This is a genomic window from Streptomyces sp. NBC_00376, assembly GCF_036077095.1.
Taxonomy (GTDB): domain Bacteria; phylum Actinomycetota; class Actinomycetes; order Streptomycetales; family Streptomycetaceae; genus Streptomyces.
The window spans coordinates 612,710-625,548 of sequence record NZ_CP107961.1; the positions used below are offsets into that span (position 1 = coordinate 612,710).

9 protein-coding genes and 1 pseudogene are annotated in these 12,839 nt (G+C 69.2%); 9 read left to right on the forward strand and 1 reads right to left on the reverse strand.

What is annotated here, in order from left to right:
• The first annotated feature begins 55 nt into the window (after window positions 1–55).
• The 9 genes and pseudogenes from OG842_RS42680 to OG842_RS42715 all read left to right on the forward strand — a co-directional run bounded on the left by OG842_RS42680 (window position 56) and on the right by OG842_RS42715 (window position 12,015).
• On the forward strand, window positions 56–3,871 hold the full coding sequence (locus tag OG842_RS42680) for a type I polyketide synthase (protein WP_328512727.1): 3,816 nt from the start codon (window positions 56–58) through the stop codon (window positions 3,869–3,871).
• Complete coding sequence (locus OG842_RS42685; protein WP_266734240.1) at window positions 3,837–5,069, forward strand: IS4 family transposase; 1,233 nt, start codon at window positions 3,837–3,839, stop codon at window positions 5,067–5,069. Before OG842_RS42680 ends, OG842_RS42685 begins: the two co-directional genes overlap by 35 nt.
• 191 nt (window positions 5,070–5,260) lie before the next feature.
• Window positions 5,261–7,882: an SDR family NAD(P)-dependent oxidoreductase gene (locus tag OG842_RS42690; protein ID WP_328512728.1), complete on the forward strand. Its 2,622-nt coding sequence runs from the start codon at window positions 5,261–5,263 to the stop codon at window positions 7,880–7,882.
• Between the two features lie 262 nt (window positions 7,883–8,144).
• A pseudogene (locus OG842_RS45510) lies at window positions 8,145–8,348 on the forward strand (helicase associated domain-containing protein); the annotation flags it as partial.
• Between the two features lie 62 nt (window positions 8,349–8,410).
• Window positions 8,411–8,590, forward strand: a complete 180-nt coding sequence (locus tag OG842_RS42695) for a helicase associated domain-containing protein (RefSeq protein ID WP_266737474.1) — start codon at window positions 8,411–8,413, stop codon at window positions 8,588–8,590.
• A gap of 192 nt (window positions 8,591–8,782) precedes the next feature.
• On the forward strand, window positions 8,783–9,142 hold the full coding sequence (locus tag OG842_RS42700; RefSeq protein WP_266737473.1) for a hypothetical protein: 360 nt from the start codon (window positions 8,783–8,785) through the stop codon (window positions 9,140–9,142).
• Window positions 9,143–9,309: 167 nt separating this feature from the next.
• Window positions 9,310–9,480 (forward strand): DUF6233 domain-containing protein, encoded by a 171-nt coding sequence (locus tag OG842_RS42705; protein ID WP_266738088.1) that lies wholly within the window; start codon window positions 9,310–9,312, stop codon window positions 9,478–9,480.
• 535 nt (window positions 9,481–10,015) lie between these two features.
• Window positions 10,016–10,681, forward strand: a complete 666-nt coding sequence (locus tag OG842_RS42710) for an ArsR/SmtB family transcription factor (protein WP_266737472.1) — start codon at window positions 10,016–10,018, stop codon at window positions 10,679–10,681.
• Window positions 10,678–12,015, forward strand: a complete 1,338-nt coding sequence (locus tag OG842_RS42715; RefSeq protein ID WP_266737470.1) for an MFS transporter — start codon at window positions 10,678–10,680, stop codon at window positions 12,013–12,015. Before OG842_RS42710 ends, OG842_RS42715 begins: the two co-directional genes overlap by 4 nt.
• A 147-nt stretch (window positions 12,016–12,162) precedes the next feature.
• Here the strand turns inward: OG842_RS42715 and OG842_RS42720 are convergent, their stop codons facing one another.
• The gene (locus OG842_RS42720; protein ID WP_266737469.1) at window positions 12,163–12,693 is read right to left on the reverse strand and encodes a hypothetical protein; all 531 of its coding nucleotides are present in this window, start codon (window positions 12,691–12,693) and stop codon (window positions 12,163–12,165) included.
• Between the last annotated feature and the right edge of the window lie 146 nt (window positions 12,694–12,839).

The following is a 12,839-nucleotide window of genomic DNA, read 5'->3' on the forward strand; positions in this document are numbered from 1 at the left end:
CCTTCGTCCCGAGCCGCATACACCGCCGCCACCCGCGAACGTCAAGGAGAACCCCGTGGCCCACCGCACGCACCCCCGTCACCAAGTGAACCCGCCCATCGCCGTCATCGGCATGGGCTGCCGACTTCCCGGAGACGCCGACTCCCCGGCCGCCTTGTGGCGTCTGCTGGTCAAGGGCCGCGAAGCAGTGAGCACTCCACCACCCGGCCGCGAGATGACCAACCCCGAGGACGGGCTGCCCTCCCACGCCCAACCCGTCTTCCATCGAGGTGGTTACCTGAAGGACATCTCACGGTTCGACGCGGACTTCTTCGGGGTTTCCGGACGCGAGGCCGACGTACTCGATCCCCAGCACCGGCTGCTGCTGGAGGTCGCCTGGGAGGCCCTCGAACATGCCGGGCTGCCACCCGAGCGGCTCGCCGGCTCCCCGACAGGCGTCTTCACGGGGCTGAGCTACAACGACTACATGGACCAGCTGGCCGGCCAGCCCCAGGAACTCGAAGGCTCCATCCTGACAAACGGGCACTGCGTCGCCGCCGGCCGCCTCTCCTACCTCCTCGGCCTGCACGGCCCCAGTCTCGCCGTCGACACCGCCTGCTCGTCCTCCCTGGTCGCGTTCCACCTGGCCTGCGAGTCACTGCACCGCAATGACTGCGATCTCGCCCTGGCCGCCGGCGTCACCCTCATGCTCGCCCCGCGCATCACCCGCTCCTTCGCCAGGATGGGCATGCTGTCCCCGACCGGACACTGCCACACCTTCGACGCCGCCGCAGACGGATTCGTCCGCGGCGAGGGCTGCGGCGCCGTCGTCCTCAAACGCCTGGCCGATGCCCGCAAAGACGGCGACCGTATCCTCGCCGTCGTCCGCGGATCCGCCGTAAACCAGGACGGACGCTCCGACGGCCTCGCCGCCCCCTCCCTCACCGCCCAGCAGACCCTCTACCGCACAGCACTCGACCGGGCCGGTGTCGACCCCGCCCGCATCTCGCTGGTCGAAGCCCACGGCACGGGCACCCCCGTCGGTGACCCCGTCGAGTTCGCCAGCCTGGCCGCCGTTTACGGCAACGGCCTCTCCCCATGCGCCCTGGGCTCGGTCAAGACCATCCTCGGCCACCTGGAACCCGCCGCAGGCATCACCGGGCTGATCAAGACCGTGCTGTGCCTTCAGCACGGGACCATCCCACCCAACCTCCACTTCACCCGATGGAACCCGGCCATCGCCGCAGACACCACCCGCTTCTTCGTCCCGGTCGACTGCACCCCGTGGCCCGGCAACCAACCGGTCAGACTGGCCGCAGTCTCCTCATTCGGCTTCTCCGGCACCAACGCCCACGTCATCCTGCAGCAACCTCCAACCCCCCGCCGTCCCAGCCTGCCCGCCCCCCGCAAACCTCGTCCCTCCCCGGCCGAGGTGATCCTCGTCGCGGCCGGATCCCACCAAGCCCTTCCGGACGCCGCCCGCCGCCTGGCCGACTGGCTGGACAACGACGGCGCCAACACCCCGCTGCGGGACACCGCCCACACCTTGGCCCTACGCCGCAGCCCCGGGCGAGGACGCCTCGCGGTCCTCGCCCGTTCCCGCACCGAAACGGTCGACGCGCTCCGACTGTTCGCCGACGGCCTGCCGCACCCAGCCCTCATCCCAGGCACAACCGACGTCACCGCCCCCCGCCAACCCGTATGGGTGTTCTCCGGACAGGGCTCCCAATGGCCCGGCATGGGCCGCGAACTCCTCGCCCACGACAAGGCCTTCGCCAAAGCCCTGAACGAAGTGGACGCACTCATCCGCAACGAGGCAGGATTCTCCGTCCTGGGACTGATCCGGGCCGGCGAACCCATCACAGGATGTCCAAAGGTCCAACCAGTCCTCTTCGCCCTGCAGATCGCCCTCGCCGCGACATGGCAGGCACATGGCGTCCGACCCGCCGCCGTCATCGGCCACTCCATGGGGGAGGCCGCAGCCGCAGTCGTGGCCGGAGCCCTCACCCTCGCCGACGGCGTCCGCGTCATCTGCCACCGCTCGGCACTACTGGAGCGAATTGCCGGGACAGGAGCGATGGCCAGCGTCGGCCTGGCCCAGACCACCGTGGAAGCCACCCTCGCCGACGCCGGGGCCGACGCCGTCTCCGTGGCAGTTCTGGCCGCGCCCGACACCACCATCATCTCCGGCGACGCCGACCAGATCACCCACCTGACCAGCCAATGGGACCAGCTCGGCATTCCCGCCGCTCTCATCGCCGTCGACGTCGCCTCCCACAGCCCTCACGTCGACTCCCTCCTGCCCGATCTGCACCAGGCACTCTCCAGCCTGACCCCCCGCCCACCCCGGATCCCCTTCTACTCCACCGTGACCGAAGACCCCCGCCACACCTCCCTCCTCGACGCCGCCTACTGGTGCGACAACCTGCGCCGCCCCGTCCGCTTCCACCCCGCCGTCGTCGCCGCCGCCCAGGACCGCCACCAGATCTACATCGAGATCTCGCCCCACCCCGTGGTCACCCAATCCCTCACCGACAGCCTGACCGAACTGGTACCCGACGCCGTGGTCCTGCCTACATTGCGCCGCGCCCAGGACGAACCCACCACCTTCCGGGCCCAGCTGGCCACCCTCCACTGCAACGGCGGCACCGTCGACTGGACCCACCTGTACGGCGAAGACAACCTGGTGGACGCCCCCACCATCACCTTCGACCGCACCCACCACTGGGCCGTCGGCCGGACCACACCAGCCCATGTGGACGCCCTGCCCGGCCGACACACCGAGACCCCCGGCGACCAGGTCCGCCACACCTGGAGCGCCGCCGCGCCAGCCCTCCACCTTCCCTGGCTCAACGACCACCACGTCCACGGCACCCCCATCCTCCCCGGCGCCGGCTTCTGCGCCCTCCTCCACACCACAGCCCACGCCGCACTCACCAGCGTGCCCACGGACATCGGCCTCACCGACATCACCTTCCAAGACCTCCTGCGCCTGGACGACGACACCCAGATGAGCACCACCGTCACACTCACCAACGGCGAGCAGGCCGCCTGCGAGGTCCACTCCCGAAACCCGGACGGCTCCTGGCAACTGCACGCCGCAGCCATTGCCCGCCGCGGGCCCGCACCCCACGACGCCCGCCCCACATCCGTGCCCAGCCTCAGCGACAGGCACCCCGTCCCCCTCGACCCCGCCAGGCTCTACGCCGCCCTGCGTGCCTGCGGGCTCGAACACGGCCCCGCCTTCACCGGCATCACCACGTTGCACACGACGAGCCACCGGGACAGCTTCTGGGCCGACATCCAGCTACCGCCCACCGCGCGCACTCCCGAACCCGCCCTCAGCATCCACCCCGTCCTCCTCGACCTGTGCCTCCAACTACTGGTAGCGGGAATCGGCTTCGAGAGCACCCCTGCACCAATCCTGCCGCTCCAGGTCCGCGCCCTGCGGATCCTCGGAGACCCCACCCAGGCCGCCCACGCCCACGCACGGGTAACCGAAAACAACGGTACGACGCTCGCCGGAGACGTCCGTGTCCTGAACGCCCAAGGCCAGCCCCTACTCGCCCTTGACGGCGTGCGGTTCACCCGCCGCGAACCCACCCAAGACAACGCCGTCGACCAGTGGTTCATGCAACACGGCTGGCACCGAACACCCTCCCCCCGCACGACAACGACCCCACCCGGAAACTGGCTCATCATGGACGAAGGGGACGGCCAGGGCGAACACCTGGCCACGCTCCTACGCGCCGCCGGCGCCCAGACGGAGGTACGGGAATACCCCTCGGACGCGGAGGAACTTGCACCCCTAGCCGCAATACCGGTGACTTTGTTGGTGGTGGGTCGTTGGGTGTGGTGTGCCAAGGCCTGGACAGGTGAAGTCGTCGGGTGAGCGGTTGTCGGACCGGATCGCTCTGGGTGTGCTGACGCGGGTGTTTCCGCCCGAGTTGGTGGATGAGGTGGTTGTTGGGTGTGGGCGTCTGGAACAGCGGTCGCGGCTGTTGCCGGCCCGGGTGGTGGTCTATTTCGTGCTCGCGATGTGTCTGTTCTCCGGGCAGGGCTATGAGGAGGTGGCCCGACTGCTGACGCAGGGGCTGGAGCGGGTGCGGCGGTGGGAGAAACCGTGGCAGGTGCCCACGACAGCGGCGATCGGCCGGGCCCGCCGGCGATTGGGGCCGGAGCCGTTGAAGGTGCTGTTCGCGCGAGTGTGCCGGCCGGTGGCCGCCCCGGACACTACTGGTGCCTGGTATCGGCAGTGGCGTCTGGTTGCGGTGGACGGCACGGTCTTCGATGTGCCGGACACCGGGGCGAACAGCGATTTCTTCGGCCGGCCCGGCTCGGGCCGGGGACAGCAGCGCAGTGCCTACCCGCAGGTGAGGGTCGCTGCGCTGGTGGAGTGCGGGACACACGCGGTGTTCGCCGCGGCGACCGGCCCGCTGTCGGTTCATGAACAGCAGTTGATTCCCGGCCTGCTGGGCCGGCTCGAGCCGGGAATGCTGCTGATGGCCGACCGCGGCATCACCGGCTTCGAGCTGTGGCGGGCCGCCTCGGACACGGGCGCGGACCTGTTGTGGCGCGTCCGGAAGAACATCGTGCTCCCGGTCCTCGAAGCCTTCGACGACGGCTCCTACCTGTCCGAGATCGTTGCGGCAGGCGACCGCAAGCACCGGGACCCGGTCCGGGTCCGCGTCATCGAGTACACCCTCGGCCGCGAGGACGCCGACACGGTCTACCGGCTGATCACGACCATCTGCAACCCGCAGGAGGCCCCTGCGGCCGACCTGGCGGGCCTCTACCATCAACGCTGGGAGATCGAGAACACCCTGGACGAGATCAAGACCCATCAGGGCGGACACCGCCTCGTCCTCCGCTCCCAGTACCCCGATGGCGTCGAGCAGGAAATCTACGGTTTCCTTCTTGTCCACCACGCACTCCGGGACGTCATGCACCACACCGCTCACCAGGCCGGCCTCGACCCCGACAGACTGTCCTTCACCCGCACCCTTCGCATCGCTCGCCGCCACGTCACCGACCAGGCGGCACTTTCCCCCCTCACGACTCAGTCGAGCCCTGACCCACGCCATCCGTGAGCTGCTGGAACGACTCCTGCCACCCCGCAGGCAACGCTCCAACCCCCGTGTCATCAAACGCAAGATGGCCAACTGGCACCTCAAACACACCCACCACCGCAACCCACCCCGACCACCCGCAGCAGCAATCACACTCATCCCGCCCACCAAACCCGCCAGCAGACGCCAGAAGAGCACCTAAATCACCGGTATTGCCCCTAGCCGACACCTTCGGCCAACACCTGACCACCCCAACAAACCCCTGGCGCGCCGTAGTCCTGCTCTTCCGCGCACCGACCGCCCCCCACACCGACCCCGTCCAAGGCGCACAGCAGCGAGCACGGCGACTGCTTGCTTTCGCCCAGGCTGCCGACGAGCACCGCGGAGCATGGCGCCTGTACGCCGTCACCCGGCACGCCTACGCCGTCACCGAAGACGAGTCCGGCCACCCGGCCCACAGCACCGTGCGCGGCGTGGCACGCGTCATGGCCGTCGAGCAGCCCCACATGCGACCGACCCTCATCGACACCGACCCCGGCGAGAACGGGCTGCGAGCCCTTGCCGTCGAACTCCTCGCCGACGCACCCGAAGACGAGGTCGCACTACGCGGTGACACCCGACACATTGCCCGCATTAACCGCGCCCCCATCACCCCCACCGAACGCACCGCCTGCGCCACCCGAACCGTCCGATTCGGACAGGACGGGTTCCGCCTGCGCGTCGGACAGCTCGGCAATCTCGACAGTCTCGAACTCGCCGCGACCGGCCGCCGCCAGCCCGGCGAAGGCGAAGTCGAAGTACGTGTCGACGCCACAGGCCTCAACTTCCGCGATGTCCTGACCACCCTCGGCATGCTCGGCTCCAAGCCGGACACCCCCTACCGCATCGGCTTCGAGTGCGCAGGCGAAATCAGCGCCGTAGGACCCGGCGTGCACCACCTCCGCCCCAAAGACAACGTGCTCGCCGTCCAGCTCGAGGGCGGCGCCTTCGGCTCCTTCATCACCCTCCCCGCCGCAGCCGTCACCCCCCTGCCACCCACCCTCTCACCCACCACTGCAGCAGGACTGCCCACGGCTTACCTCACCGCCTGGTACGCGCTGCGGCACGTCGCCCAGCTCGCCCCGGGCGAACGCGTACTCATCCACTCCGCTACCGGAGGCACCGGCCTGGCCGCAATCGCCGTCGCCCGCCTGCTGGGCGCGGACATCCTGGCGACGGCCGGCAGCGAAGAGAAACGGCACCACCTGCGCGGCATGGGAATCCGCTGTGTCATGGACTCGCGCACCCTGGACTTCGCCGAACAGACCCGCCAAGCCACCGACGGCCAGGGAGTCGATGTCGTCCTCAACTCCCTATCAGGCCCCGCCGTCCGAGCCGGCCTTGAAAGCCTGCGCCCGTTCGGCAGGTTCATCGAACTCGGCGTACGCGACATCCTGGCTGACGCGCCCCTCAGGCTCGCCCCCCTGCGCCACAACATCACTTTCAGCACCGTCGACCTCATCGAACTACAACAGCGGCGCCCGGAGCTATTCGCCACAGTCTTCCGCGAGGCCATGGGCCAAATCGCCGCCCAGCGGCTCAAACCGCTCCTGTGTACCGAGTACCCGCTCGACCGAGCAGCAGACGCCTTCCACCTGATGGCCCGTGCCGGTCACATCGGCAAGATCGTTCTAACCGTCCCCGACCGGGGAGAGACCACGGCCGTGCTGCCCGACGGACCACCCGTCGTCCGCACCGACGGCGCCTATATCATCACCGGTGGTCTGGGAGGCCTGGGACTGGCCACCGCCCGCTGGCTGGCTGAACAAGGAGCCAGCCGCATCATTCTCAACGGCCGCCGGTGCCCCTCACTCGAAACCGCACGGGACATCAACGAACTCGCCTCCAGCACCACGGTCGTCCTCGGCGACATCTCCCGGCCCGACACCGCCCAGCGACTGGTCACCGCCGCCACCACCGGGGGTGTGCCCCTGCGCGGAATCGTGCACTGCGCCATGGTCCTTGACGACGCGGCACTGGCCACCGTCCGGGACCACCAGCTCAAGCGGGTATGGGCCCCCAAGGTCACCGGTGCCTGGAACCTCCACCAGGCCACCGCGACCCACTCGCTGGACTGGTTTGTTCTGTACTCGTCGATGAGTTCCCTTCTGGGCAACGCCGGGCAAGGAACATACGCGGCAGCCAACGCCTGGCTCGACGCGTTCGCCACCTGGCGCACCCGCAACGGCTCGCCCACACTGGCCGTCGACTGGGGCCCCTGGGGCGAAACGGGGCAGGCTGTCGACTTCGCCGAACGCGGCTACGAGACGATCCCCACCCGCAAGGGACTAGAGGCTCTGCACTCCCTCCTTGCCCACCAGCGGGTCCAGACGGCAGTCATCCCGGGTCCGGCTCAGACCTGGATCCCCAGCGCCGCCGCGTACTCCAGCCTCTTCGAGCTCCTCGCTCCAGCTCCGTCCGAAAGCGCCGAACCCGTCACGGACGGGGACAATACCCTGAAACGCCCCCAGGGCGGCATCCGGTGCCGACTCGAGGCCCTGCCCGCTGGCATCGCCCGTCAGACTGCCCTGGAGAGCTACCTGGCTGACCACATCCGTGCCATCCTGCGTACCGGCAGCAGCACGCTTGACCCGCATACCCCCCTCAAGTCCCTCGGTTTCGACTCGCTCCTTGCCACGGAACTGCGCATCCGCCTCGATACCGACCTCGATGTCCGCCTGGCCAGCAACTTCGTCTGGCAGCACCCCACCGTCGCCTCCCTCGCCACAGCCTTGGCCATCCACATGGGCCTGGCCCCACGGGATGAACCGCCCCATTCCGGCTCCAGCTCGTAGCGCTCAGGCAGCAGTGGTTCACCGCCCGGCGAGCTGATGCATACGTGTTCCCCTCCGGGCGCGGGCGCAGTCGAGATGGGCCCGCGTTGTCGCCGAATTCCTGTGCAACCTGCTGCCGCGCCCGATCATGTGCTCCGGCTGGGTGGGGCCGAGGCGGTGACAGGCCGTCTACTCTCATGTGGGGCCGCTCCCGCCCGGTGGTGACCTCACCTCGAAGCCGATGCCACCACCGGGCTCATCGCTGGCCCACGGGAAGTGCGGGATGTATCGATCCCTCAGGTGCCGGTGCTCCGGGGCAGGTTGCGGGGGTGTTCTCGAAGCCGCCCGCCGCTACCGCGGAGAACGCGGCCACCTGCGGCCCTCGGCCGGCACCGTCATCGAAGGCACCGACCTGACTGTATGGCTGACCCGGCAGCGCTCCGCTCACCGGCGCGGCACCCTAGCCCCGGACCGGGCCTCGGCCCTGGACGAACTCGGCATCGACTGGACCCCCGGCCGCGGCATGGCCGACGTACGGACCGAACACGCGTGGCAGAACCGGCTCGACGACGCCCGCCAGTTCCACGCCACCTCACCCCACCCGCACCCACCGTCGTCAAAGGCCGACGCCTCGACGCCTGGCTCAGCGTGCAGCGCACCCGCCGTAACCAGGGGCGCCTCACACCCCAGCAGACCGCAGCTCTCGACGAGCTGGGGATCCGCTGGTGAGGAGGCCGGACGGCGAACCCGTCCGCGAGATCAACATCGCTGCGCTCGCCGGGTCCGGGGTGATCGGAGGACATCCGGGACGGGCGCTCAAGCCAAGTAGTCCGACTCGTCAGAGAACTGGTCCACAGGCGTCCCTGAATGCATTGTTTTGTGATGGTTCGGTGCGTCATTCGCATCCGATATCGAACAGGCGTGGCATTGGTGCGTGCTCAAGTACGACTTCCCCACGACCTGCGCGATGCCCAGCTCGCCCTTCACGAGACCCGCGCCGCCTGCGAGCAGTACGCCAAGAGCCTCCCGTGGTCGGCCGAGCCGATGCCCGGCTGGGAGAACGACAAGCAACTCCACAGCAACCACATCTCCTCGAAGCCGGACAGCCCGGGATACACCGAGGACCAGGCCGCGGAAGTCACCCGCTTCCGCGCCCGGCTCCTGGAACTCAGCACCACCGTGTCCACCCACCCCTTCTGGGACTCCGTGGAAACCGGCGACCGTGTCGGGGCCCGCATGGCGCTCAAGCACGCCCACGAGCCGGCCGAGGACGAGGCGTAGCCGTGTCCGGCCCCGGCGGGATATCCGACCTGGACAAGAACCGGGCCTTGGTCGAGTGGCTGGAGTGGCAACTACGGAAGGCCCGGAACCGCGTGCGGGAACTTGAGGCCTAGGAGGAGCAGGAACGGCGGCGCAAGGAGCGGGCGCGGCCCGAGCGGTCCTGGAGGATCCAGCCGAAACGGTCGGGCGATACGGCGCTGCTGCACCGCGGGGGCTGCGGCCTGTACAACGCCCAGTTCGGTTTCATCATCCGTGAGGACGCATTGATCGCGCTCGCAGAGCCGGACATCGAGCCCTGCCAGATCTGCAAACCCGAGACGGGCCTGGCCGACGGGTAGGGCCGTACGGACCGCCCGACGCGCTCCGCGGCCGCCGGGCTCGCAGGATCGGTTCCGTGGAGTTCCCGACCAAGGTGGCGCTGGCCCAGGCCGTCCCGGTCCTGCCCGAGGGTCCGGGCTGGTGGTACGAGCCCAAGTGCGACGGTTCTCCAGACATCTGAAGATGTCTCATCCCGGCCACGCGGCTGAACCGAAGTGGGACGGGTTCCGGTGCCGACTCGAGGTCCATGAGGCCGGGGTGGCGGTCCTGCGCTCGCGCCGTGATGCCGACCTGACGGGCGCCTTCCTGGAGATCCAGCAGGCCGCGCTCGCCCAGCTGCCCGCCGGTACGGGGCTGGACGGCGTTATGCGACCTGTACAAGGCGTCTCAGCCCCAGGGTGTCTCAGGCGGCGCACCTCCGTAGACGAGGCACGTTCGTCGCCGATGACGCGAGGACGTGTCTGAGCAGTGGCACAGCGAAGGCCGACTAGACCGCAAAGATTTGTTCGCAAAGAAGTCTTCGCGAACAAGTCTTTGCGGTCTAGAGTGCGCGGTATGACTGACCCAAAAGTGAGGCCGGACGGCCCGCAAACCGAAGCTGACTCGGCTGTTCTGGATGCCAAGGGGCTGCGAGCCCTCGCGCATCCGGTGCGCGTGCAGTTGGTCGGGCTGTTGCGGAAGTACGGCCCGTCGACAGCGACCCGCCTCGCGGAGCGGCTGGGTGTGAACTCCGGTACGGCCAGTTACCACCTCCGGCAGCTGGGTGCGGCCGGTTTCGTCGAGGAGGACACCGAACGCGGAAACGCGCGTGAGCGCTGGTGGCGGTCGGTGCACCGGACTACCTGGTTCAACGATCCGGAGCTGGCCGAGCGGGAGCCCGAGGCCGCACTGGCCTACCAGCAGTCCGTCGCCGCCACCTACACCCTGCGTACGCAGCAGACCCTGAACGGGCTTCAGACGATGCCCTGCGCATGGCGGAACACCTTCGACATGAGCGACTGGGCCTTGCGGCTCACGCCAGAGGAAGCCGCTGCCCTGTACCGGGAGTTGGCGGACGTCATCGCGCGCTATCGGCGAGACGCACCGGAGACGGCGGCGAGTGCCCCCGAGGGAGCCGAACGGGTCGCCGTGATCACGCAGATCCTGCCCGAACTGGATACGCCTGCCGCGTCGTCGCTCCCTTCAGGCCCTCAGGAAGAGGAAGGAAGCCCGACGTCATGACCGACGACGCCTCGGAGGCCGGCGGCATACCCGGCAAGAGGTCCTTACGGCCGCTGAGCGGGGTGCTGGCGGCCATGGTTGTGTCGCTGACCGGCACGCGGATCTCCGTTGTGGCACTGCCCTGGTTCGTCCTCGTCACAACCGGCAGCGCCACCCAGACCGGACTGGTCGCCTTCTGCGAGATGGCGCCCTACGTGGTGGTCAAGGCGTTCACCGGGCCGCTGGTGGACCGGATCGGCCCGCGTGCCGTTTCCTGGACCACCGATCTGGCCAGCGCGACCGCCGCCGCCGCGGTTCCCCTGCTCCACGCCCTGGACCTGCTGTCCTTTCCCCTTCTGCTGGTTCTGGTCGCGCTGATCGGCGCGGCCCGGGGACCCGGCGACCTGGCCAAGGAGGTGATGGTCCCGGAGGCGGCTGAGCGCGGCCGGATACCGCTGGAGCGGGCCACCGGTCTGGCCGGTGTGATCGAGCGGCTCGCCTCTACCATCGGCCTGGCCGTCGGCGGATCCCTGGTGGCGCTGCTCGGTCCCCTGACCGGACTCGCCGTCAACGCGGGCTGCTTCGCCCTCGGATCGGTGATCATCAAACTCGCGCTGCCTCGCGGCATGGGGCACGCGGTCGAGGAAGCCCCCTCGCCGGCCAGGGGAACAGGACCGGGCTACTGGCGGCGGTTCGGCGAGGGCTTCACCTTCCTGCGCGGCGAGCCGCTGCTGCTCACTGTCATCGTCATGGTGGGGATCACCAACCTGCTGGACGCGGCGTTCACCTCGGTGCTCGTGCCCGTCTGGGCCAGGGAGTCCGGCAACGGGCCAACCGCGATCGGCCTCATGGGTAGCGTGATGGGGGCCGCAGCGGTCGGCGGGAGCCTGATCGCCGCAGTGGTCGCGCACCGGCTGCGGCGGCGGGTAGTGGTTCTCACCGGGTTCCTACTGGCCGGCGCACCGAGGTTCCTGATCCTCGCCTTCGATGCTCCGTTGGGGGTGGTACTGGCCGTCTTCGCGGTCAGTGGGTTCGGTGCCGGCTTCGTCAACCCAGTGCTGGGGGCCGTCCTCGTCGAGCGGGTGCCGCGCCGGATGCTGGGCCGCGTCAACGCGCTCGGTGACTCGCTGTCCTGGGCAGGTATCCCTCTCGGCGGGCTGCTCGCCGGGGCGGCGGTGACCGGTGTCGGACTCGTGCCGGTGCTGCTCGCCTGCGGCGCCGCGTACTTCCTCACCACGAATCTGGCTGGACTGCGTCCGGAATGGCGCGAGATAGACCGTACGCGTGGGCGGGGCGTCCTGAAGCCGCACTCCAAGGAAGAAGCCTCACAAGACAGCGCGAATGTAGCGACATGACTCTCCCGGAGGGAGGGTGTACGACATCGATCTTCGGCTGCGCCTCGAGAAACCTGCGTTCCCCGCCGAGATGCACCGACAGGACTTGGCCCCGGCGGTGACCGGTCTCAGCGTCGCGATGACCATGGCTCCGGTGCCCGATGTGTCTCATGAGACACATCGAAGTCTGGAGAAGGACGGCCACAGAACAGTGCTGCGCCGTGCCGACGAGACCGTCGTGCTGTACGCCCGGTCCGGCAGAGTTGTCACCCAGCACTGGATGGACCTGGCCGTTGTCGGCATGACACTCAGGCCAGGCACGGTCTTGGACGGCGAGGCCGTGATCTGGCGGGACGGTCGGCTCGACTTCGCCGCGGCGCAGTCACGGGCCGCGTCATCCACGACCCGGGCCCGCGCCCTGGCGACCCGGCCTCCTACATCTGCCGGGACGTTCTGCAGCACCCAGACCCGGCGATCGGTGACTGCCGACGCCTGCCGTACACCGAGCGCCGCGCCCTCCTCCTGGAGCTCCTCGCCGATGTCGGGCCGCCGATCCAGGCCACCCCAGCCACCGACGACCGGGACGTCGCCGCGCTCTGGTACGACGCCCTGCGGGAGCAGGGCATCGAGGGCGTCGTCTGCAACCGCGGCAGTGCCGGCTATCCGTCGGGACAGCGCCGGTGGGTGACGGTTCGGCACGCGGACACGGTCGACGCCCTGGTGCTGGGGTTCACCGGCCCCCGGCTCAGACCGCGTCATCTGGTCCTGGCGGTGGGGGACGAGGGTGGGCCGGCAAGGGTTTCCGCGCGACTCCTGAACGGCGGTGCGGGGCCGTGTCCCGCCGA